The sequence below is a fragment of the Rhodococcus sp. IEGM 1302 genome (assembly GCF_030056935.1).
GTDB classification, from domain to species: Bacteria; Actinomycetota; Actinomycetes; order Mycobacteriales; family Mycobacteriaceae; genus Rhodococcus_F; species Rhodococcus_F qingshengii.
The window spans coordinates 231,395-252,408 of the sequence record NZ_JASHKY010000004.1; the positions used below are offsets into that span (position 1 = coordinate 231,395).

The window sequence follows — 21,014 nt, forward strand, 5'->3', positions numbered from 1 at the left end:
TGCGCCTTTATTAACCGCGGGCGGTTAATAAAGGCGCACAGTGCTGTTAGGCCTGGAGGCCGGCTTCGATCTCGAGGGTGATCGTGATCTTGTCGCCGACAACTGCTCCGCCGCCTTCGAGGGGCATCTCGATGGAGATGTCGAAGTCCTTGCGGTTGATGACGGTGGTGGCCTCGAATCCGGCGACGGGGCCCTGGCCCATGCCCGGGTTGACGCCGTTGAACTCGAGGTTCAGCTCGACCTCGCGGGTGACGCCGTGGAGCGTGAAGTCGCCGGCGAGGACGAAGTCGCTGCCCTTGGATCGCACTGCGGTGGACTTGAAGGTGGCTTTCGGGAACTTCTCGACGTCGAAGAAGTCAGCGGACTTGATGTGGCCGTCGCGCTGCTCGTTCTTGGTGTTGATGGAGTCCACGGAGATCTCGGCCTCGACGGCAGGGGTTCCGTCTTCGGCAACGGTGATCGTTCCGGAGAACTCGTCGAACGTTCCACGAACCTTGGAAACCATGAGGTGGCGAACCGAGAATCCGACAGTGGAGTGGACGGTGTCGATGACCCAGGTTCCGGCGGTCAATGCGGGCAAGGTTGCGGTGGTCATGGAAGCTCCTGAATAAGTAGTTGAATGTTCAAGTTCTTGTAGCTTCAACTATGGACCCCGGGAAATCCTTCCGCAAGATCATGTGAGCTGCATCACAGTGTTTGTGCTTGCGCCATAGACCGCGTGAAGCGCCGACGCTGTCACCGACTGATGCACCGCAATGCCCCAGCGTCCTTCACCGTTCACCACGCACTCTGCAATGGTGACTGCCGAATTCGCACTCCCGGAAGAATTCGGGTTGCGGGGCAGTGAATGCTGGGTGAGCGAGACGACCTCGACAGCCGAGCCCTGTTCGGTCAGGATTTTGCTCAATGCCTCGACTGGGCCGGACGCACTGGCCGCGGCGGTGACCTCGCGCCCGTTGCGATCGATGGCAACGAACAACTGATCACCGTCGGCGGTGTGTTCCAGTGAGTACCGACGCACTCCTCCGTTGTACCCGTACTCGCGCAGCAGCAGTCTCCACAGTTTGTCGGCAGTCATTTCGGTGCCCGAGTCGTCGGTTTCGAGCTGCACCCGCGAGGCGAAGTCGATCTGCAGGCGCCGGGGGAGTTCGACCCCGTACTCGGTCTGCAGCAGATATGCGATTCCGCCCTTGCCCGACTGGCTGTTCACACGAATGACCGCCTGGTAGTCGCGGCCGACGTCGGCGGGGTCGATCGGCAGGTAGGGGACCGCCCACGGCGCCGATCCCGGATCGACGCCGGCAGCCTCCGCGCTCTCGTAGTGATGCGCGAAGCCCTTCTTGATCGCGTCCTGGTGGGTTCCGGAAAATGCCGTGTACACGAGATCGCCGCCGTACGGGTGGCGCTCGTGGACGGGAATTCGGTTGCAGTACTCCACCGTTCGACGGATCTTGTCGATGTCGGAGAAGTTGATTTCCGGATCGACGCCCTGTGCATGCAGATTCAGCCCCAGTGTGACCAGGTCGACGTTGCCCGTCCGCTCGCCGTTGCCGAACAGGCATCCCTCGACGCGCTGTGCGCCGGCCAGCACTGCCAGTTCGGCGCACGCAACGCCGGTGCCGCGGTCGTTGTGCGGGTGGACCGAGAGGATCACCGAATCGCGTCGGGCCAGATTCTGGTGCATGTATTCGATCTGATCGGCATAGATGTTGGGGGTGGCGATTTCGACTGTGGCAGGGAGGTTGTGGATGACCGGGCGATCGGGACTGGCGTCCCAGAGTTCGGTGAGACTGTTGCAGACCTGCAGGATGTAGTCGGGTTCGGTGAGGTTGAAGACCTCGGGTGAGAACTCGAATCGCCAGCCGTCGTGGCCTTCGCCGCCACGAGCAACGTCTTGCGCGGCGCGGAAAATCATGTCGTGCAACTCTTCTCGCTCCTTGCCGAGAACGACGTTTCTCCACGTCGGCGCAGTCGCCGTGTACATGTGGACGACCGCGTCAGGCAGCCCCTCGATCGATTGATACGTCCGTTCGATCAAATCCGTACGCGCGGCAGTGAATACGACGATAGTGACGTCGTCGGGAACGAGATCGAAGCGCACCAGGTCGCGAACGAAATCGAAATCGGTCTGACTCGCGGAGGGGTAGCCGACCTCGATTTCCTTGTAGCCGATTGCCACCATCAGTTCGAACATTCGACGCTTGCGTTCGGGGTCCATCGGTTCTGCGAGGGCTTGGTTGCCGTCACGCAGATCGACGGGCACCCACAGGGGCGCCGCGGTCGTGCGATTGGACGGCCACGTCCGCTCGAAAGTCGGAATGTCGACGCGATCCCACGCGGCGCGATAGCGCTCGGACGGCATGGGTGACGGCTTCTGGTTGTTCCAGCGGTTGGCGCGGGTAGTACTCATCTTTGGTTTCTCCTGCGGTCGAGTCGAGAGACCGGCATGGCGAAACCCCGCGGAGGGGTGCCGGTCTTTCAGGCCCCGCCGCGGCAGTCGAGAAGGAGTGCTCCTGTAGCCATGCGGGCTACACTAGAACGAAATTACTTATCAGACAACCTGAGGAGTTCACGTGTCCCCGATCGTCGAGCGTCGGCTGCTCACCGACCAGGCCGCGGAGTTGCTACGCGCGCGGATCGTGAGCGGTGAATGGGAAGTCGGCGCCAAACTTCCAGGTGAAACCACTCTTGCTGCGCAGTTGGGTATCGGGCGGTCCACTATCAGGGAAGCAGTGCGGACTCTCGCGGGCCTCGGCATGCTCGAATCGCGGCAGGGCGCCGGGGTCTTCCTACGGAGTACGACGCCTCCGGATCAGTGGCCCCGAGTGCTCGAAGCCGAGGCGATCCTTCACGTCGTCGAGGTGCGCAACGCGGTCGAGATCGAAGCAGCTCGCCTCGCTGCGCAGCGGCGCGATGCCGTTGACGTCGCGGCTCTGCGGCAAGCGCTCGACGGTAGAACTGCCGCAGCGCACTCTGGCGACGCAGCGTTCGTCGACGCCGACATCGCCGTCCACCGAGCAGTGGTGGACGCGGCACACAATCCCGTGCTGTCGGAACTCTTCGAGACCTTTGTACCGCGTCTGCGGGCTGCGTTGATCGAGTTGATCGCGGTTCTGGACCTGCATCCCCACAGCCAGCCCGACGCGGACGAACATCGAATGTTGGTGGACGCCATCGAAGCCGGCGACGCGGAGGCAGCCGTTCGGATCAGCCGGGCACACCTCGACGACATGGCGGCAGCGTTGCGACGCTAGACGCCCGGCTGTTCGCGGCGTTCGAACTCGAGGTCCATCTCGAGGTCTTCGTGGTGGGTTGCACGGAAAGTGATCAAGAAGACGATCCAACCGACGACAGCGACCATGACGAGGCTGACCATCCGATACACGAACACCGACGCGATTGCCTGCGCTCCGCCGGCCCCTGCGATCGTCAGCGCGGTGACCAGAGCAGCGTCGACGTAACCCAGCCCGCCGGGAACCAGCGGAATGCTGCCGACTGCTTTTGCGGCGGCGAAAGCGATCAGGAGCCCAGCAAAAGAGGGCTCCGCGCCAACAGCCCAACATGCGAAACCCAAACAAGCGACATCGGCGACACGATGGATGGCCGACCACCCGAATGCGATGACCGAGTCGGTGCGGCTGAGCTCGACCGTATCCAGTTGCTTCAGGATCTCGGACCAGCGTCGCATCCCGTGGCCGAGCGGATTCTTGCGAATTCGGTTGTAGCGGGCTAGGACTCGATGCCCGATTCGCTCGATACTGCCGGGATTCTGGGCTATGTATCGCAACGCCAGGAACAGTGCCGCCATGCCGATGATCGAGATCGTGAGCGTTATAGGGCTGACCTTGGTGCCGAAGGCAAACGCGCCCGCGGCACCCAACAGCGCCAAAGTCGCCGCAGCGATCACTCCACACACCGCCAACTGCCAAGACGCGACAACTGGTGTAGCGCCCCACTTCCGAGTCTGCTTGTAGGTGAATGCGGTCGAGAAGACCTGGCCGGCTGGCAACGTCAGCGCCATCGCGGTGCTGGCGTAGATGACCGAGAGGTTCTTGAGGTGACCGGCAATCACACCGGCGGCATTGAGAAGACGTTGCTGAACGGACGCGTATCCGCTGAGCGAAATGAGTTGCGCCGCGACGCACGCGGCCACCCAACCCCAATGGATTTCGGTCAAGGCTTGCCAGGACTCACTGAGCTTGGACCACAGAATTGCACCTTCGACGATCAGAAGAGCGATCAGAGCCACCCCGAGCAGCCACTTCAGCCACCAGAAGCGCCCTCTGACCCGACTGGTCTCGGCCACGGGCGAGCGTGGTCGTCTCAGTCGCCGTGGGGTGTTTCCAGGCTGAGCCATCGACTCACCCTAACCAATTTGATCCGGATCGACCTCTGGATACTTTTCCGGCCACGCCAGATGCGTCAGTCGTCGGCGCCCACGCAGTTGGACTTGCTCTCCGAGTTCCCACTCGGCCTGTTCCTCTTCGTCGGCGAAGTACAACGCGCTCGTCGACGCCAGCACCCGGCTGGGCCGAAGTTTCGCGAGCTCGGTGAGCCGTGACGCCTCGTTGACCGGATCACCGATCACGGTGTACTCGAAACGTTCGGCAGCACCGATGTTGCCGGCGACCGCGAGCCCCGCGCTCACACCGATTCCGACGTCGAGGCCGGTGATGTCGTTGAGCTTGAACCGCAGCTCGCGAGCCGCAGCGAGGGCTGCCGTCGGAGCGTCGGGTCGATCGAGTGGTGCACCGAAGATGGCGAGCGCTGCATCACCCATGAACTTGTTGACAAAACCATGGTGACGATCGATGACGTCGACGACCACACGGAAGAACTCGTTGAGCAGTTCGACCACTTCACCCGGCGGGCGCTCGGCCGCGGCACCGGTGGATCCGACCATGTCGACGAACAGAACTGCCACGAATCGAGTTTCGCCGCCCAGCTCGGTACCGAACTTCAACGCGCGCCGGGCCACATCCTCGCCGACGTGCTGACCGAACAGCTCACGCAGCAGACGACGCTCGTCGGACTCTTTCATCATGCGGTTGAAGCCGACCTGCAGCCGGCCGATCTCACTGCCGTCGAACACCTCGACGCGTACGTCGGTGGCGCCGCGCTGCACCCGCTCGATGGCGCGTCGCAGTTGGCGGATCGGATCGGAGATCTGGGTAGCCGTCAGCATCGACAGCGCAAAGGCCTGCACGATCGCCATGATCGAGATGAGCAGGATCGCCCACGCGAGAGAGTCGGGGGAGAACTCGAGATCGGTCGTGAGCTGCGTCGAGCACAGCAAGATGATGCCTGCGACGGGCATCAGCGTGCCGAGACCCCAGGTCATCGCCAGCCGGGTTCCGACGCCAGGCGCCATGGTCCGATCGAATTCGCCCTCGCTCAAGGCCTGGGCGGCGACCGGACGCAAAATGCGCTCACCGAGCATGTAGGTGAACCCGAAGGTCGTGGTCGCGGCCATGCAGACCGTCACGATCACGGCGATCGCGAGTCCGGGCATCTCGGTGATGGTCAGGAACACGAAGATGATGCCGCCCAGAATCCACAGCACCAGGTGGACGATGGCCTGGCGAAGCGGCGCGTGCAGTGCCGCCATCTGCTCGGACCTCGTGGGTGGACCCCCGCGCAGCCGCCAGCGAATGACCGACTTCAACATCATCGCCGCCGCCGTGAGGCTGACGGCGCCGGCGAATGCCAGGTACACGCCGAAGATCGCGAAGTTGCGGACCCGGTCGGCAACTATCGCGTCGGACTCCTGGATCGGCACGCCGTACCGGACGAAGGCAAAGACCAGTACCGCGCCGATCAGATTGGCTGCGAGCATGGAGAGCATATAGAGGGGCCACCGGCTGCGGATGGTCACCGCTATTGCTCTGTATGAGGCCCGCACAGGGTTCAATTTAGCTGGCAGAGGTCGAAGTGTTGGTACGCGCGTCCGATTATTCGTCCGCTCACCTGTGTCGGCCGGGCCGGTTAGGCTCGCGATGTGAACGCAAACAGGGGGCGTGCGGAGCGAGCATCGAGGATGAACAAACCCATCTCCGCCGACGCTCGGGCGGTGCATCCCGGCGTGCGCATCGCTGCGGAATGGTCGTGGCGCCTCATTGTGATCTTCGCCGGACTGTTGGTTCTCGGGTACGTCGTACTCCGCCTCGAAACCGTGCTCATCCCGGTGGGGCTGGCTCTGCTGGCATCAGCTCTGCTGATCCCGATTGTCGATCGGCTACAGGTGTGGGGTGTTCCCCGCTCGGCAGCCGTCATCGTCGTTCTGCTTGCCTCGATCGGGCTGGTCGCGGGAATCATGACGTTTGTCGTCGAGCAGTTCATCGACGGGTTGCCCCAGCTCACCGACCAGTTCACGGCCAGCGTCACGCAAATTCAGAACTGGCTCACCAGCGGTCCGCTGCACTTCAGCGAGGATCAGATCCGCCAGGCAGGTGATTCGGTCGTCAAGTCGGTGCAATCCAATCGTGAGTCCCTGACCAGCGGCGCTTTGACCACGGCGACAGTCATCGGCGAGATCTTCACCGGGGCATTGCTGACGCTGTTCACTCTCATCTTCTTCCTCTACGGCGGCGATCAGATCTGGCAGTTCGTCACCCGGATAGTTCCCACCGACGCGCGTCGTCGCGTACGGATCGCCGGTTCTGCAGGTTTCGGGTCGCTGATCGGCTACGTGCGCGCCACGGTCGCGGTTGCCGCCGCCGACGCGATCGGTATCGGTGCCGGCCTGGCGATCCTCGGGGTGCCGCTCGCCCTGCCGCTGGCGTCGTTGGTGTTCATCGGCGCGTTCATTCCGATCGTCGGTGCATTTCTGACCGGTTTTCTCGCGGTGCTTGTCGCTCTGGTCACGAAGGGTTTCCTGACGGCGCTGATTGTCCTCGGCATCATCATCGGCGTCATGCAGCTCGAAGCGCACGTGATGCAACCGCTGTTGTTGGGTCGCGCTGTTCGCCTGCATCCGCTGGCAGTCGTTCTCGCCATTACAACGGGCATCGTTCTCGCTGGAATCGTCGGCGGGCTCTTGGCTGTTCCGATCGTCGCGGTCCTGAATACCGCTATTCGTTCCCTCCTCGCCGACGACCCGGACATCGCGTACGCCGAACTGCACGTCGAAGATCCGGAAACCCCACTGTTCCCCGCCGAACCCGACGAGCCGCGCGCCGAGCCTCGCATCGTGAACCCCACTCCTCCCGATGACTGAGCCCACCCGCCGTCGTCGGCTGCACTATCAGCCGACCGTTCGCGAGGCGTCGGGCGTCGACACCGACCCTGATGCCCCGCTGTGGCGGGCGGCGCAGGCATTTCGGCTCGTCACGCTGGTGTACGCGATCAGCTACCAGTTCGCCTCGGCCTCCGACTACACCAACTCTCGGCTCAGCTGGTTCTTCGTCGCTCTGATGGCCGTGTGGACCGGGGTGTCGGCACTGTTGCTCGGGACATCCGGTGCTTTGTTCGGGAAGAAGCTGCCGCGGTATCAGGTGGTGATCGCCGATCAGGTGGTCGTCATCTTGCTGATGGCGTCGACGAGGCTGGTCTCCGACCACGAGTGGTATCAGAATCACCAGACGCTGCCCACCACGCTGTGGGCCACCAACGCGGTCATCTCCGCGGCAATTCTCGGCGGGCCGTGGCTCGGTATGGCGTCCGGAGTTGTCATCTCGGCGGCCAGCGCGATCATCCGCGACCAGGTCAACCTGGACCTCTGGCGCGATGCGACGGCTCCCGTGCTCGTATCGGTCGGCCTGGCGTTGGGCTTGGCCACCACCACCGCTCGGCGCTCGCATCGACAACTCGAGCAAGCCGTCCGTCTGGCGGCGGCCACCGAAGAGCGCGAGCGTTTGGCACGCGAAGTACACGACGGCGTTCTGCAGGTGCTGGCGATGGTGCGCAGGCGAGGTGCGGCACTCGGCGGCGAGGCAGCTGAACTGGCTGCTCTGGCCGGTGAGCAGGAGGTCGCCTTGAGAATGCTGATCTCCGAGCAGGTTTCGGGCGCCGCGGCAGACGTCGGCGGACAGACAGTGGATCTGTGTCCGCTGCTGACCACGCAGGCAAGCACGTCGGTGTCGGTGTCGACGCCCGCGCACCCCGTCGTGATCGAGCGTGATCGAGCCATCGAACTGGCAGCCATCGTCGACAATGCTCTGTCCAATGTCGGGCTGCACGCCGGGCCCGCGGCGAAGGCATACGTATTGCTCGAAGATTTGCCGGACGAGGTGATCGTCAGCATCCGCGACGACGGCGTCGGAATCCCCGAGGGTCGCTTGGCGCAGGCCGAAGCCGAAGGCCGCATGGGAGTATCGAAGTCCATTCTCGGCCGAGTGCAGGTGCTCGGCGGCACTGCAGTCCTGCAAACCGGGCCGGGGGAGGGCACCGAATGGGAGATCAACGTTCCGAAGGGGAAAAGTGAGCGTGGCTGACGAACATGGCGAGAATCCGGTGACGGTGATGGTCGTCGACGATCACCCGATGTGGCGCGACGGTGTCTCCCGGGACCTCGAAGCTGCCGGCTTCACCGTGAGCGCCACGGCGGAGGGTGTCGAGAGTGCGCGCCGCCGGGCCGCCGCCGTGCAACCGGCGGTGGTTCTGATGGACATGAACCTGCCGGACGGAAACGGTGCCGACGCCACCACCGCAGTTCTCGAGGTTTCGCCGAAGAGCAAGGTACTGGTGCTTTCGGCCTCTGCCGAACGTGACGACGTCCTCGACGCGGTCAAAGCCGGAGCGTCGGGTTACCTGGTCAAGAGTGCTTCGGTGGCGGAACTGCTCGAGGCCGTGCGAGCGACTTTCGACGGACAAGCCGTCTTCACCCCCGGCCTCGCCGGATTGGTGCTCGGTGAGTACCGCCGGATGTCGACGGCACCGGCCGACGATCGCGCACCCGAGCTGCCTCGGCTCACCGACCGTGAGACCGAAGTGCTCCGTCTTGTCGCCAAGGGGCTGAGCGCAAAACAGATCGCCACGAGGCTCTCGCTCAGCCACCGGACCGTCGAAAACCATGTGCAGGCAACGCTTCGGAAGCTTCAGTTGGCCAATCGCGTCGAGCTCACGCGATACGCGATAGAACAAGGTCTCGAATAACGTTTATCCTGGAAATCATGGAGGCCAGGAATCTACGCGTATCCGATGCCGAACGAGAGCATGTCGGCGAGCTGCTGCAGAAAGCTGTCGGTCAAGGGATGCTCTCGCTCGGTGAGTTCACCGAGCGCATGGACACTGCCTTGGCCGCAAAGACACGAGGTGAGCTCAACTCGGTTCTCGCCGATCTTCCGGGCATCACACTGATCTCCGACTACGACCCACCCGCGTATCCCAATGCGGGTCAGCCGATGTACCAAGGCCAGCCCTACCCGGCGCCGACGTACCACCCCCAACCGCCGCCGGTTCACCCGAGCCCGCCTTACCGCGCTCCCGTCGGGGCTCCGGTTGTAGGTACTTACGGAGCGGCAAATGCTGCCGTGATCCGTGGACGAATGGCGACGGTGACGCGGAACGGTGCCTGGATCGTTCCACCAGCTGTCGTGGTCGACACCAGAATGTCCAGTGTGACTATCGATTTCACGCGTGCGGTGATGCAGACGCAGGTCGTGAACATCTCGATCGACGACTACGCCAGCTCGATTTCACTGATCGTTCCCGAAGAGGCGACGGTGGACATGAACGGTGTCGAGGCAGTCGGGGGAAGCGCGTCGAACAAGGTTCGGTCCGGCCCACAGATGGGCCCGCTGCATCTGGTGGTGCACGGCAAGGTGCGATTCGGCAGTGTCACCGCGAAGCATCCCTTCGGTACCACGATCCGAAAGATGTTCGGCTCCTGACCTTTCAGTGATACGCGCGGGTCAACATCTCGGCGACGCACACGGGCTTGTCACCGTGTTCTCGTTCGAACGTCTGCGTCACCGTGATCTGGACACCGCCGTTGATCGGTTCGACTTTGCTCAACGTCGCGCGCATGCGGACACGAGAGCCGACCGGAAGCGGAGCAGGCAACCTGACCTTGTCGAATCCGCAGTTGAGAGCAAACGCAAAACCTTCGAGCGAGAACATTGCGTACGAGAACTTGGGGCCGAGTGAGAGCGTGTAGTTGCCGTGCGCGATGGTTCCGCCGAACGGTGACTCCTTCGCGCGATCCACATCGACGTGAATCCACTGATCGTCGCCGGTGACCCGGGCGAACTCGTCGATGGACTCCTGGGTGACATCGTGCCAGTCGCTGACGCCCAGCTCTTGGTTCAGGTTGGCGCTGAGGTCTTCTGCTCCGGTGAGTACAAGCATGAATCTTCCTTCGATCGGTAGGTGCTGACAGTCGGTCAGTGACTTTCGATGCCGAATCCCACACCGTGTGTCTGTGCGATCTCGGCGGTGGCAACGAGATCGAATTCGATCCCGAAGTCTGCTTCTACCCGCGCTGCAACCGATTCCGCGGCGGAACCTGCTTCGGCCAGTAGTTTCGGCATCAGTTCGAACAGGTCTTCCATTCCTCCGGGCGTGATGATTTCGAGAATCCGCGCTGGAGCGTCGTCGGGATTCCACACGGCGTGCCACTGGCCACGCGGTTTGAAGATCATGGCGCCGGTCTCCGCGTAGACGACCTCGTCTCCGACCATCGCTGCGACGCGGCCACTTTGAACCACCGTGTACTCGTCTTCCCGGCTGTGGCGATGGACCGGTGAGGTCATCGAATGCGGAGCGATGCGGTGTTGTACAAGAGAGAAACCTCCCTCGGTTTGTTTGTTACGAACCATCATCCGGACGCCGGTGGCCGCGAGGGTCCCGGCGAGGTCTTCGTCCGGTCCGAGGACGGTCGTGGTGGTGTTGTTCGGGGAATTCGGTGACATCGATTCAGTCCTTCGTCGTCGTGAGCGTCGTTGGCCGCGCTCCGGTTTGTTGATTCCCGAATCATGTACCAATCGGTCTAGTGATGCAAGGTTTTGACAATTTATGCACTTCAACTGTTGTCGATATGTGTACTGATCGGTATATTGAACGTATGTCTACGAGGGATTTGTTGGTCGATGCCGCTGCCGATCTGTTGCAGCGGAAGGGCTACGCCGGAACGGGTGTGTCGGAAGTTCTCTCGGCTAGTGCGACTACCAAAGGTTCCTTGTACTTTCACTTTCCCGGCGGCAAGGAAGAACTCGCAGGCGAGGCTCTGAGACGACGTGGCGAGGCAATGGCCGATTTCATCCGGCACCTGCTGGAGAGCTCACCCGATGCAGCCACCGCGATCTCGGCATTCGCCGCCGCATTGGCTGCGCGTTTGTCGGATTCGGACTACGAACGTGGATGCGCCCTGGCTACGGCAACACTGGATGCCGCAACCGAATCCGAGGTCATCCGCGGTGCTTGTGCGGACGGGTACAACTCGTGGCTCGCACTGCTGGCTCAGCGCCTCGAGGCAGACGGTTGGTCCCGCGAAGACGCCGAGTCCGAGGCAATTCTCGCTCTGTCCGCACTCGAGGGCGCGCTGGTCCTTGCTCGGGCGCGTCAGGATCCCGCTCCGCTTCACACTTCGGGTCGGCTTCTGTCCGAACGATTGCGGAACGCGGCACCTCGGCGTTAGTGCCCTGTCAGTCGATGATGCAGTCAGTCGAAGGTGTCCTCAGTTGAGTACGAGAAGTCCTCAGGCTGATCGAGTAGTACTACTCATCTGATCGGTTCGGCCACGCAGCAAGCTCGAAGCCATGACCACACCGAGCTCTTCCGCCGTCGATCCGCGACTGGTGACCGCCCTCTCGGCCGAGTGCGACAGCATCGGCCGGCAGTTGCGTCACATGGGCCAGAACCTGTCGATCCTGCAGACTCAGCTGGCCTCGGCTACTGCGACCCCGCCCATGCCGGTAGTTCCGGCACCCGCAGCTCCGGTGCCACAGGTGCCGCAGATGCCGCCAATGCGTCCTCAGCAGAGCGTGCCCGCGTGGCAGCCGCCGACGTATCCGGCTGCCGCACCTCGCCAGCCCTGGTGGCAACGCGACGGTGTCATCAGTCGACTCCTGGCCGCGGCCGGTGTTGCCGTCACACTGATCGGCGTCGTGATGCTGCTGGTACTTGCAGCGCAGGCCGGATTCTTCGGACCTCCGCTGCGGGTGCTCGGCGGTGCGCTCCTTTCCGGCGCCTTGGTGTTTGCCGGGGTGCGGGTCCACGGACGACCAGGGGGCAAAGTGGGGGCAATTGCCCTGGCTGCCACAGGTTTTGCAGGGATGTATCTCGATGTCGTCGCAGCCTCCGTTCTCTACGGTTGGGTGACGACACCGCTCGCGGTGGTGATTGCCTTCGGAATCGCCGCCGCCGGCGTTGCCCTCGCCGTGAAGTGGCATTCCGAATCGCTGGCGCTCATGATCGTTCTGGGAGCAGCGCTGCTGGCTCCCGTGTTGACGTCGGGAATATCGTTGACCCTCATCGGTTTCCTCTTCGCGATCCAGTCGGCGACATTCTCCGCCCAGCTCGGTCGTGACTGGAAGTACCTGGGCATGGCGCGCACCGTACCGGTGGTTCTCGCACTGCTCGCAGCGATAGCGTCGGAGTCCATCTTTGACGAATCCGGTAACAGTGCAGTGCAATTGGTGGTCAGTGCCGGCGTGGTTGCAATCGTGGGGGCCGGCTGCGCGATGGTTATGCAGTGGACGGGTTCGCCCTCGCGTGACGGCATTGCAGGGGCGTGGTCCACCGCTACCTTTGTTGTCTCGTCCCTTCCGCTGATGAGCGTCGGAGCCGTGCTCGGGCGCACCGAATCCGCAGTGCTGTACGGAATTGCTGCGGCACTACTTCTTTCGGCTGCAGCGGCGGCCAAGCCTTTGCCGACGCAACTGCGATTCGGACTGGGCGCAACCGGCGCCCTCGCATTGTTGCTCTGCTGCTTCTCCGGGGCGACTGAATCTCTGGTCGTACCGCTGATCCTCACGGTCGGAATGATCTTCCTCGGAGTCTCGCTGTATGCGGGTTCGCGCTTCGTCTTCGCACTCGGAACCGCCTTTGCGGCAATCGGATCGATCGGATACCTCACGACGGTTCCGCCGGAAGCGTTGACGACCGCTCGCGCCGCGTCCAGGCAACTCGGTGCGATCACGGCACTCTCGAGCCTGACGGCGATAGGCGCGCTGGTGATGCTGGTCTGGGCGATTCACCGACTGAAGTTGATCGCCGATTCGAATGCAGCGGTTCTATGGGCGGCCGCAGGGTTCGGTGTCCTCTACGCGGTGACGTGCGCGCTCGTCTCATCCGGCGTCGAAATTTTCGACAGTGCAACCGGTTTCGTTGCCGGGCACAGCGTTGCAACCATCGTGTGGATGCTTGCCGCCACGTCAGCGCTGGTGCTCGGATTGAACAACCGCCAGCACGCTCGCGTCTTGCTCGGAGCCGGGCTTGCTCTCACCAGTGCGGCCGTGGCAAAGCTGTTCCTCTTCGACCTGGCCACACTCAGTGGGCTGGTGCGCAGCGTTGCCTTCCTGGTGGTCGGCTTGCTGCTCCTGCTGGTCGGGACACGTTATGCACGAGCCTTCGCCAAGCAGGAGCAGGAGCAGGTCAGCTTCGCTTCTGGCGAGCGATGAGCTCGCTCACGCTGATGGCGCCTGCGTCGTCAGGCCGGTGCCTGCCGGTGGCGTTGTCGTCGCCGTCAGGGGTGGCGTCCGAGACTCGGGGCTCGTTGGTAGGCGAAGGCGAATCCGTGAAAACCCCGTTACGACGCTCCGGAGCGGTCGGTGGAGGCGGCGACTGGGGGGTCGCCTCCACCGAGGTCGGGGCTGAACCGTTTGTTGCAGAGCCGTTGGTAGCACCGTTTGCGGAGCCGTTCCGGCTCGCGCCGTTGGAGCCTGAACTGCTGCTGGCAGCACCGTTGGTCGCCGAACCGTTTGTCCGCGAAGGCGTCCGGACCACCGGCAGTGGACGTGAGGCCGGGGGAGTCTGTTCCCGGGCCCGCAGGTCCGACAACCAACTCTCGATGGGACGCTCGGCCGGCGCAGCGGGCGTGGGGTTTCTGCGCTTGTCGCTGGCATTCGGTTGCGGCCGGTACGAGGGATTGGGTACCGGTGCCTCGATCAGGTTCTGGGGGGCGCTGGCTGCACTCCCGATATCGAGACGACGTCGCGGTGCCGGCTTCTCCGCGGCGGGAGCCTCCGTGTTGGGTGCCTTGATCGCCATTTCGCTGAGCGGAATGGGCTCGGTGAGAGGATCGGGAACGCGAGGTCCGCTTTCCGGCTGTGCAGCCGGGGCAGGCGGCGGCATGACCCGCGAGGCCGCTTCGATCTTGCGCGGCTGCCCCGGTCCGGCGATCGCACCGACAGGCGCGATCTGCGGGACGTTCGCGAGTACCAGCTCGTTGTCGAGGATCGGCTCGCCCAGCCCGATCTTCTGCTGGATCCGCTTCATCCAGGCCGGAGCCCACCAGCAGTCGTCGCCGAGCAGTTTCATGGTCGCGGGGACCAGGAACATTCGGATGAGAGTCGCGTCGATGATCAGCGCGGAGATCATGCCGTAGGAGATGTATTTCATCATCACCAGATCGGACAGGCCGAATGCGCCGGTGACCACGATCAGAATCAGTGCGGCAGCGGTGATGATCCGGCCGGTATGTGCCGTGCCGATACGGATGGATTCGGTAGTACTCGCGCCCTGCGCGCGCGCTTCGACCATGCGGGAGAGCAGGAACACTTCGTAGTCGGTCGACAGGCCGTAGACGATCGCGATGATCAACACCAGGACGGGAGACATGATCGGTCCCGGCGTGAAGTTCAAGAGACCGGAACCGTGCCCGTCGATGAAGATCCAGGTCAGGATTCCGAGCGTCGAACCCAGTCCGAGCGCGCTCATCAATGCGGCCTTGATGGGCAGGACGAGCGAGCCGAACGTCAAGAACATCAGCAAGGTCGTCAGCAGGATGACGGATACGACCATCAGCGGCAGACGATCGAGCAATGCGTCGACGCTGTCCTGCTCGATGGCCGGAGTACCGCCGACCAGCACAGTTGTGCCCTCGGGCCAGTCCGCGGACCGCAGATAGTCGATGGTGGGACGTGCCTCGTTCCGCTCCGTCAGACCGGCCTTGAGGACGTTGACACCGTCCTTCGTCGCAACCTCCGGGGTGAACTTCTCGACCAGACCCGGCGCAGCATTTGCGGTCTTGGAAATCTGACCGAGGGTGGTGTTGTCGGCTCCCTCGATGACGAGTCGAACGGGCTCGGTGCGATTGCCGGGGAAGAGTTCGTCGAACTGCGCCTGCGCGACACGCGTGGGGCTGTCCGGGGGCAGGTACGTCTCGTTGATACCGCCGAACTTGATGCCCGTCAGCGGAATGATCATCAGCAGTAGAGCCGCGACGATCGGGACCGCGACCTTGAGCGGATGCTGCATGACCCAGCGGGTGAGCTTGCCCCAGAAACCGTTCTCGATTTCCTCGTTGGTCTTGGTCTGGCGCAGCTTCTTGAAGGTCAGCGCGTCGATCCGCTTGCCGAGAATGCCGAGAATCGCGGGAAGAATCGTGATGGACGAGATCGCGGCAAGCATGACGGCAGCAATGGCGCCGTAAGCCACCGATTTGAGGAAGCCCTGCGGGAACAACAGCAGACCGCCGAGGCTGACGGCAACCATGGTCGCCGAGAACATGACCGTTCTACCCGCCGTCATGACCGTTCGGCGTACAGCGGTCGGGGTGTCGTACCCCTCGGCTATCTCTTCTCGGAAACGGCTGACGATGAACAGTCCGTAGTCGATCGCGAGACCCAGGCCGACCAGAGAGACCACGGGCGCAACAAACGCGTTGACCTCGGTGAAGTTGGTGATCAGTCGAATGATGCCGTTGGCGCCGATGACGGTCAGACCGCCGACGATCAACGGGAGGGCAGCAGCGACGACGCCACCGAAGACGAAGAACAGCAGGACACCGACAGCAGGAATCGCGAGCATTTCCATGCGCTTGATGTCGTTGGCCATCGTGTCGTTGAGCGAATTCGCGACAGGTTGCAGGCCGGCGAGTTGCACGTCGACGCCGTCGATGTAGAACTGCGACTCGACGTCGCGGAAGTTGTTGGACACCGCGGTGTCGTTGTCTCCGGCGATCGCGATGCTGGTGACCGCGTGTTGCTTGGTCTTGTCCGCCAGGGCCGCCACCGAGAGACCGTTGTCGACCTTGAAGTACGAGCCGTTGATCTTCATGATCTGGTCGGGGTTGTCGGCGACGAGTCGCTGCAGATTGTCGATGACCTTCGCTTGGAACTCGGGGTCGTCGACGGTCTTGCCCTCCGGCGCCGTGTACAGCGCCAGAACGTCACCCGTCGTGCTGCGTCCGAACGTGCCGTCAGCGAGTTTGGCAGCCTCTACCGATTCCGACCCCGGATCGTCCCAGCCGCTCTGGCTGAGATGATCCTGCAGGCTCAGGCCGTACGCAGCGAGCCCGAGGAGCCCCGCCACCATGACAGCGATGACGGTGAAGCGGGCTCGATAGACGATGCTTCCCCAGCTGGCGAACACTGATCAACTCCTACTCGGCAACACTTTTTCGCCCGATGAGCAGGGCAGAAAGCGGTCGGAACGGCTGCAACCAGGCGCCCTCGTCGGGCAGGGTGTCCAGGCTTACCCGTGGCAGAGGCTCACGGAAGACACCTGGGATGTCCTCGAGATCGACGAAGTCCAAGATATCGGACGACACAGCCCAGCTGGCGTGTTCACGGAACCCGAGAACCTGGACCGGGATGCCGGTTGCTGCGATGTCCTCAAGAGGTTCGCGGAACGCTTGGCCGTCGGCGGACGCGACCATGATTCCGGCGAGGCCCTCGCCGTACCGGAGCGCGATGTGCTCGAGCATGTCCGAATCGACATCGCTGTCTTCATCGACCTTCGGCTTGGCGAACACCGCGAAACCCACGTTACGCAAGGCTTCGACCCAAGGACGAACGACGTCGGCGCTGCCGGACGCGATGTTGGTGAAGACGGTCGCTTCAGGCTCGAGCGTGCCGCTGTTCTGTGCGGACAGTTCGGCGGTGCGAGAGAGCAGCCAACGACCCAAAGCGTCGAATCGTGGCCGGTAGGCGGCGGTAGGCCGGCCACCGAGGATGGCGCCGAGGCCCATGTCGAGGTTAGGGGCGTCCCAGACCAGAAGCACCCGCTTGGGGTGGCGGGAGTCACGACCGAAGTCGAGAGGAGATTCCGACGACGTCACGTCGTCGGATAGCTGTTCGCTGACGCTCATGCTCTGATCTTCCCCCATATAAGCTCGGTGATTGCACTTCCGACCTTATGGGCTTTGTCCTCGAACTTGGTGACCGGACGCTCGTGGGTCATCGGAGACTCCCAGTCGAGTGCGGTCAGCAGCGGCTCGGCATTGCCGGCTTCTTCGATCCATTCGGCGTACTCGGCGTGATCGGTTGCCACGTGCAGGACTCCGCCGGGCTTGAGGCGGTTGGCGATCAGCGAGAACGTCGGCCCCTGCAGGAGGCGACGCTTGTGATGGCGGGCCTTGGGCCACGGATCCGGGAAGAACACCCGGACGCCTGTCAGGGACTCGGGGGCGACCATGTTCTCGAGTACGTCCATCGCGTCACCGCGCAGTACGCGGACGTTGGGAATTTCTTCGCGTTCGACCTGCTGGAGAAGCTGCGCGAGCCCGGGGCGGTACACCTCGATCGCGATCAGGTTCACGTGCGGTTCCGCCTTGGCCATGGCGGCCGTCGCGGTGCCGGTACCCGAACCGATCTCGATGATCAGGGGTGCTTCGCGTCCGAACCAGGCGTTCGCGTCGAGCGGTGTGTCCGAGACGTCGGCGCCGATGAGCGGCCACTGACGGTCCCAAGCCTGCTGCTGTGCGTCGGTCAGCGCACCCCGGCGAGAGCGAAAGCTGGTCACTCTCGGATGGAGACGGGACCCCTTGGTGTGGTCCGTCTGCCCCGTGTCAGGGGTCTGCGGTGCATGCTGATCGGCTTCGTTCACGAACCCATTGTCACGCATGACCCCCGTTTAGCGCAGACGGGTCTGAAGTTTGAGTTGAGACTTTCCACGGAAAGTCCTGAAACCGTCGACTTCGGACTGTCGGCGAAAGGGTGGTGTCACCTGCCGTCCTTGCCGAGAACCTGACAGAATCTCACCGACACGATGGGGACGTGGGGTGGGGATGAACACAGGATTTGCATGCAGTAATTGGTCACGAATGTTGCCCGCAGAATCGATCGACGACGCCTGCGTGGAGCCGATCGATCAGTTGCGCGCTCTGGCATATCGGCTGACATCGATCGATTCGGGAGCCGCCGAGGCGGTTCACTCGGTGCTCGGATCGCTGACAGCGCCGCTCGAATTGGTGGTCGCCGGGCGAGCCGGGGTGGGGCGGTCGTCTTTGGCGCGGATCCTGGGGCGCGACGACCGGTTCTCGCGCAGAGTTGTCGGCGCACCGGTTGTGGTGACCGAGTCGAGGGCATTCGATGTCCCTGGAACGTCGAACCCCGATCTGGGTCGTCGTTGCGTTGTCTACGTGGTGGTCGACGCGGTCCGCGACGTCGACGGCCGAGCCATTGCTCGAGTTTCCGATCGTGTGGTCGTCGCTGCGAACAAGGCTGACTTGTTCGGTCCGCGCTGGGACGAGGCGCTGGGACGGGCCGCGGATATCTCCGAGAACGTCGGCGTGCCCACGGTTCCGGTGGAGACACTGACCGGGCGCGGCGTCGAAGAGTTGTTCGCGGCTCTCGGACCTGTTCTGGAGGCGCAGTGGTGGGGCCGGGTCGAGCAGATCGGCCCGGCGCTGAGGCGATCTGCCTCGCGCAGCATTGCGGGCAGGGACGAGATCGAGTTGTATCTGAGTTCGGACTCCGCGGTGTTGTTCGGCGCCGCGGCGGCGATGATGAGCCCCGAAATTCGAGCCCTGCGTCAAGGCGAACCTCCCGATCCTCGGACTGCTGACGACGCGGGCACGTGCAGCCGGTGGTGGAGCGAGCTCGTGAACGAGTCGGAACAGTGTCCGCAACAACGGGTCTCACTGATTCGACGCGGGTATGTGCGTCGGTGGGCGCAGCTCGGAGGCGATCGCTCTGCCCCGGCGGTGACCGATGAATAGCGTTTCGGTACTTCCGGATTCGGTGCTGCGCGTGGTGCAGCGATGGAATCCGGCATCCGATCCGGGTCGCCGGGTCGCCGCCGAAACATCCAGTGGCACTCGCATTTACGTTGTCGGCCCACCGAGGTGTGGACGGGAAGACGTCGCCCGGATGTTCAATGCTTCTGATGACTGTTCGACAGTGACACGCGAGGTGGACGCCGACGTCGTACTTCTGGTCGTCGACGCCGCCAGTGTGATCGGACGCGAGGATCTCCTTCTCCTCGGCGACGCTGCGGCGAGCGGAACCCCGGTGGTGGTCGCGCTGACCCGCATCGACGTCTATCGAGACTGGCAGGCGGTGCGCCGGCGTGATGCCCAGATTCTCGCTTCGCACTGCACCGCTTTTGCTCAGGCCCCGGTGGTCCCGATTGCGCCCGGTCAAGAGCAGTCACTCGTTGCGGTCGTGAGCCGGGCGGCACGGGAGAGGGAAGCAGGTGGTTCGGATTCCGGAGTCATCGCACAGACGCGCCGGATGATCGAGATGGAGATCCGGAATCTACGTGACAGTGTTCCTGGTGCCGAATTGCGGGCCGAGCGATCGCAGCTGCTCGCAGACCGTGACGGCCGGCGAGGCGAACGCCTGGTGCAGGTGCGAAGCCGACTGCAACGAGCGCGCGGGGATCTGTCACAACAAATCGCCGAGGCAACCCGGGCGACGGTCGCCGGGGCACGTGCCTGGGTCGGCACGGCCTCGCGAGCCGAATTGGGCAGCGTGCCGACGCGACTGCAGCACGAGGTCGACCATCACACCCGGGTGTTCGACGCCGCGATGGCGGCAGCGGTGGAATCTGCGGGGACGAACGGATACATGCCTTCCCCGCAGATTCCGGAGGGCCTGCCGGGCCGTCAGCGCGGAAACGAGGACCGGGTGACAATTCTTGTCGGCGCGTCCGCGGGTCTCGGCCTCGGCCGTATCGCAGTGACTCCGCTGGAAATGATTCCGGCCTTGGAGTTCGCAAGTATCCCCGTGACGTTGATTCTGGGTGGCGCCGCGGCGTGGTGGTTGGCGCGAAATCGCGGGCTGACGGCCGATCGTGCCCACTCCAGGTCGTGGATCGTCGAATCGATGTCGGCGGTTCGCGCTCAGTGGGAGCAGCGAGTGCAGAGCGTGCTGCTCGAGGCCGAGGCGGATCTGGGAGCGGCGATCATGGCGGAGAGTCGCGAGCAGTTGGCGTCGGCGCAGGCTCGAATCGTGGAGATCGACGGTGAACTTCGTGAGCTCGCCGCGGCCAGATCGGGTCAGCTCGCGTCGTGCGAGCGCGACCTCGCCGTTTTGAACACCGCCTACTGATCATTTCGCGAGTGCAGAGTTCTCCACAGTGCGGCAATTTCGGCCACGACTGATCGTCGGGGTCTGGTAATACTGAGCGGACGGTTTCGGTAGGGGTTGCCGAAGCAGTAGGTCACCATCCAGTAGGGGGAGTAATGGACGCATTTCTGATCACGGCCGGACACATCGACGGGCACGAAGCCGAAGCGCTCGATCCTGGGCGTATCGAGCCCGAGACCTTCGGGCCCGCGTCGGGACCGGTCGATGCCGGCGACCTGAACTTCGACGCCTTCGACTTGGACGGTGACGGAACGGTCGACAGCCGTGTCGTCCACTCCGACGACGCTGTCGTGATCGTGTCCGATTTCGATCGCGACGGTAGCGCCGATCGCCTCACGATGATCGAGTCGGACGGCGACTACTCGGCCTGGGAATGCAGTCGAGACGACGAAGGCGCCCTCGTGTGGCAGAAAATCGATGCCGGAGCGCTCTGAAAAGCTTCCGTTTATGTGCTCTGAGCGCCGGGTAGGCACCTGAACACACCAACTGAATCGTTTCTGTGACATTTCTGACCGCACCCGATTACCTGCAGGTGAACAGCCAGCGTTAACCTCAATACATAGGACACCCGGCGTCCGTGAAATCCACGTGAGTGGATGA

19 protein-coding genes are annotated in these 21,014 nt (G+C 63.4%); 10 read left to right on the plus strand and 9 right to left on the minus strand.

The genetic code is table 11. The features are described 5' to 3' along the window. Window positions 1–46: 46 nt before the first annotated feature. The gene (locus tag QM609_RS10185) at window positions 47–595 is read right to left on the minus strand and encodes a YceI family protein (RefSeq protein ID WP_003945643.1); all 549 of its coding nucleotides are present in this window, start codon (window positions 593–595) and stop codon (window positions 47–49) included. Between the two features lie 78 nt (window positions 596–673). Then, window positions 674–2,410 (minus strand): 2-isopropylmalate synthase, encoded by a 1,737-nt coding sequence (locus QM609_RS10190; RefSeq protein ID WP_064111939.1) that lies wholly within the window; start codon window positions 2,408–2,410, stop codon window positions 674–676. Between the two features lie 163 nt (window positions 2,411–2,573). On the opposite strand from QM609_RS10190, the gene QM609_RS10195 reads away from it, so the two are divergent. After that, the gene (locus QM609_RS10195) at window positions 2,574–3,254 is read left to right on the plus strand and encodes a FadR/GntR family transcriptional regulator (protein ID WP_007734477.1); all 681 of its coding nucleotides are present in this window, start codon (window positions 2,574–2,576) and stop codon (window positions 3,252–3,254) included. Here the strand turns inward: QM609_RS10195 and QM609_RS10200 are convergent. Both QM609_RS10200 and QM609_RS10205 read right to left on the minus strand, forming a co-directional pair. Beyond that, window positions 3,251–4,357 (minus strand): lysylphosphatidylglycerol synthase transmembrane domain-containing protein, encoded by a 1,107-nt coding sequence (locus QM609_RS10200; protein ID WP_042452628.1) that lies wholly within the window; start codon window positions 4,355–4,357, stop codon window positions 3,251–3,253. The genes QM609_RS10195 and QM609_RS10200 overlap by 4 nt on opposite strands. A 9-nt stretch (window positions 4,358–4,366) precedes the next feature. After that, complete coding sequence (locus tag QM609_RS10205; RefSeq protein ID WP_003945952.1) at window positions 4,367–5,845, minus strand: adenylate/guanylate cyclase domain-containing protein; 1,479 nt, start codon at window positions 5,843–5,845, stop codon at window positions 4,367–4,369. A 192-nt stretch (window positions 5,846–6,037) separates the two neighbouring features. On the opposite strand from QM609_RS10205, the gene QM609_RS10210 reads away from it, so the two are divergent. From QM609_RS10210 to QM609_RS10225, 4 genes are read left to right on the plus strand one after another with little or no spacing between them, the layout of a single operon-like run. Continuing rightward, on the plus strand, window positions 6,038–7,216 hold the full coding sequence (locus QM609_RS10210; RefSeq protein WP_007734480.1) for an AI-2E family transporter: 1,179 nt from the start codon (window positions 6,038–6,040) through the stop codon (window positions 7,214–7,216). Further along, window positions 7,209–8,432 carry a MacS family sensor histidine kinase gene (gene macS, locus QM609_RS10215; protein ID WP_007734482.1) on the plus strand — a complete coding sequence of 408 codons (1,224 nt, stop codon included), beginning with the start codon at window positions 7,209–7,211 and terminating at the stop codon, window positions 8,430–8,432. The genes QM609_RS10210 and macS overlap by 8 nt, the downstream gene beginning before the upstream one ends. A 28-nt stretch (window positions 8,433–8,460) precedes the next feature. Beyond that, window positions 8,461–9,093, plus strand: a complete 633-nt coding sequence (locus QM609_RS10220; protein WP_047269712.1) for a response regulator — start codon at window positions 8,461–8,463, stop codon at window positions 9,091–9,093. 17 nt (window positions 9,094–9,110) lie between these two features. Further along, complete coding sequence (locus QM609_RS10225; protein WP_076948590.1) at window positions 9,111–9,830, plus strand: DUF1707 SHOCT-like domain-containing protein; 720 nt, start codon at window positions 9,111–9,113, stop codon at window positions 9,828–9,830. A 4-nt stretch (window positions 9,831–9,834) separates the two neighbouring features. On the opposite strand, the gene QM609_RS10230 is transcribed toward QM609_RS10225, so the two are convergent. Continuing rightward, entirely contained in the window at window positions 9,835–10,287 is a 453-nt protein-coding gene (locus QM609_RS10230) for a MaoC family dehydratase (protein WP_003945664.1), read from the minus strand. 35 nt (window positions 10,288–10,322) lie between these two features. Continuing rightward, a complete protein-coding gene (locus QM609_RS10235; protein ID WP_007734488.1) occupies window positions 10,323–10,850 on the minus strand; it encodes a cupin domain-containing protein in 528 nt (175 codons plus the stop codon). Between the two features lie 152 nt (window positions 10,851–11,002). On the opposite strand from QM609_RS10235, the gene QM609_RS10240 reads away from it, so the two are divergent. Both QM609_RS10240 and QM609_RS10245 read left to right on the plus strand, forming a co-directional pair. Beyond that, a complete protein-coding gene (locus QM609_RS10240) occupies window positions 11,003–11,575 on the plus strand; it encodes a TetR/AcrR family transcriptional regulator (RefSeq protein WP_042920278.1) in 573 nt (190 codons plus the stop codon). 121 nt (window positions 11,576–11,696) lie between these two features. Beyond that, a complete protein-coding gene (locus tag QM609_RS10245; protein WP_076948591.1) occupies window positions 11,697–13,559 on the plus strand; it encodes a DUF2339 domain-containing protein in 1,863 nt (620 codons plus the stop codon). On the opposite strand, the gene QM609_RS10250 is transcribed toward QM609_RS10245, so the two are convergent. Genes QM609_RS10250 through trmB form a run of 3 tightly spaced genes read right to left on the minus strand, consistent with a single transcriptional unit; the run spans window position 13,534 to window position 17,946 of the window. Beyond that, on the minus strand, window positions 13,534–16,473 hold the full coding sequence (locus QM609_RS10250) for an MMPL family transporter (protein WP_007734492.1): 2,940 nt from the start codon (window positions 16,471–16,473) through the stop codon (window positions 13,534–13,536). The genes QM609_RS10245 and QM609_RS10250 overlap by 26 nt on opposite strands. Before the next feature lie 10 nt (window positions 16,474–16,483). Next, window positions 16,484–17,191 carry an NYN domain-containing protein gene (locus QM609_RS10255; RefSeq protein ID WP_003945733.1) on the minus strand — a complete coding sequence of 236 codons (708 nt, stop codon included), beginning with the start codon at window positions 17,189–17,191 and terminating at the stop codon, window positions 16,484–16,486. Continuing rightward, complete coding sequence (gene trmB / locus QM609_RS10260) at window positions 17,188–17,946, minus strand: tRNA (guanosine(46)-N7)-methyltransferase TrmB (protein WP_007734493.1); 759 nt, start codon at window positions 17,944–17,946, stop codon at window positions 17,188–17,190. Before trmB ends, QM609_RS10255 begins: the two co-directional genes overlap by 4 nt. A gap of 199 nt (window positions 17,947–18,145) precedes the next feature. Here trmB and QM609_RS10265 point away from each other — a divergent pair, with 199 nt between their 5' ends. From QM609_RS10265 to QM609_RS10275, 3 genes are all read left to right on the plus strand, one after another. Then, window positions 18,146–19,042: a GTPase domain-containing protein gene (locus tag QM609_RS10265; protein ID WP_076948592.1), complete on the plus strand. Its 897-nt coding sequence runs from the start codon at window positions 18,146–18,148 to the stop codon at window positions 19,040–19,042. Then, the gene (locus QM609_RS10270; RefSeq protein WP_228232467.1) at window positions 19,035–20,375 is read left to right on the plus strand and encodes a hypothetical protein; all 1,341 of its coding nucleotides are present in this window, start codon (window positions 19,035–19,037) and stop codon (window positions 20,373–20,375) included. Before QM609_RS10265 ends, QM609_RS10270 begins: the two co-directional genes overlap by 8 nt. Before the next feature lie 134 nt (window positions 20,376–20,509). Then, window positions 20,510–20,848, plus strand: coding sequence for a DUF6802 family protein (locus QM609_RS10275; RefSeq protein WP_042920271.1), 339 nt, complete (start codon window positions 20,510–20,512; stop codon window positions 20,846–20,848). Window positions 20,849–21,014 lie beyond the last annotated feature (166 nt).

Coding starts and splice junctions, on each gene's coding strand:
- QM609_RS10210 (WP_007734480.1), top strand. CDS start 6,038: ATGAACAAACCCATCTCCGCCGACGCTCGGGCGGTGCATCCCGGCGTG.
- QM609_RS10230 (WP_003945664.1), bottom strand. CDS start 10,287: ATGCTTGTACTCACCGGAGCAGAAGACCTCAGCGCCAACCTGAACCAA.
- QM609_RS10225 (WP_076948590.1), top strand. CDS start 9,111: ATGGAGGCCAGGAATCTACGCGTATCCGATGCCGAACGAGAGCATGTC.
- trmB (WP_007734493.1), bottom strand. CDS start 17,946: ATGCGTGACAATGGGTTCGTGAACGAAGCCGATCAGCATGCACCGCAG.
- macS (WP_007734482.1), top strand. CDS start 7,209: ATGACTGAGCCCACCCGCCGTCGTCGGCTGCACTATCAGCCGACCGTT.
- QM609_RS10245 (WP_076948591.1), top strand. CDS start 11,697: ATGACCACACCGAGCTCTTCCGCCGTCGATCCGCGACTGGTGACCGCC.
- QM609_RS10235 (WP_007734488.1), bottom strand. CDS start 10,850: ATGTCACCGAATTCCCCGAACAACACCACCACGACCGTCCTCGGACCG.
- QM609_RS10240 (WP_042920278.1), top strand. CDS start 11,003: ATGTCTACGAGGGATTTGTTGGTCGATGCCGCTGCCGATCTGTTGCAG.
- QM609_RS10205 (WP_003945952.1), bottom strand. CDS start 5,845: ATGCTCTCCATGCTCGCAGCCAATCTGATCGGCGCGGTACTGGTCTTT.
- QM609_RS10265 (WP_076948592.1), top strand. CDS start 18,146: ATGTTGCCCGCAGAATCGATCGACGACGCCTGCGTGGAGCCGATCGAT.
- QM609_RS10270 (WP_228232467.1), top strand. CDS start 19,035: ATGAATAGCGTTTCGGTACTTCCGGATTCGGTGCTGCGCGTGGTGCAG.
- QM609_RS10275 (WP_042920271.1), top strand. CDS start 20,510: ATGGACGCATTTCTGATCACGGCCGGACACATCGACGGGCACGAAGCC.
- QM609_RS10220 (WP_047269712.1), top strand. CDS start 8,461: ATGGTCGTCGACGATCACCCGATGTGGCGCGACGGTGTCTCCCGGGAC.
- QM609_RS10255 (WP_003945733.1), bottom strand. CDS start 17,191: ATGAGCGTCAGCGAACAGCTATCCGACGACGTGACGTCGTCGGAATCT.
- QM609_RS10190 (WP_064111939.1), bottom strand. CDS start 2,410: ATGAGTACTACCCGCGCCAACCGCTGGAACAACCAGAAGCCGTCACCC.
- QM609_RS10200 (WP_042452628.1), bottom strand. CDS start 4,357: ATGGCTCAGCCTGGAAACACCCCACGGCGACTGAGACGACCACGCTCG.
- QM609_RS10185 (WP_003945643.1), bottom strand. CDS start 595: ATGACCACCGCAACCTTGCCCGCATTGACCGCCGGAACCTGGGTCATC.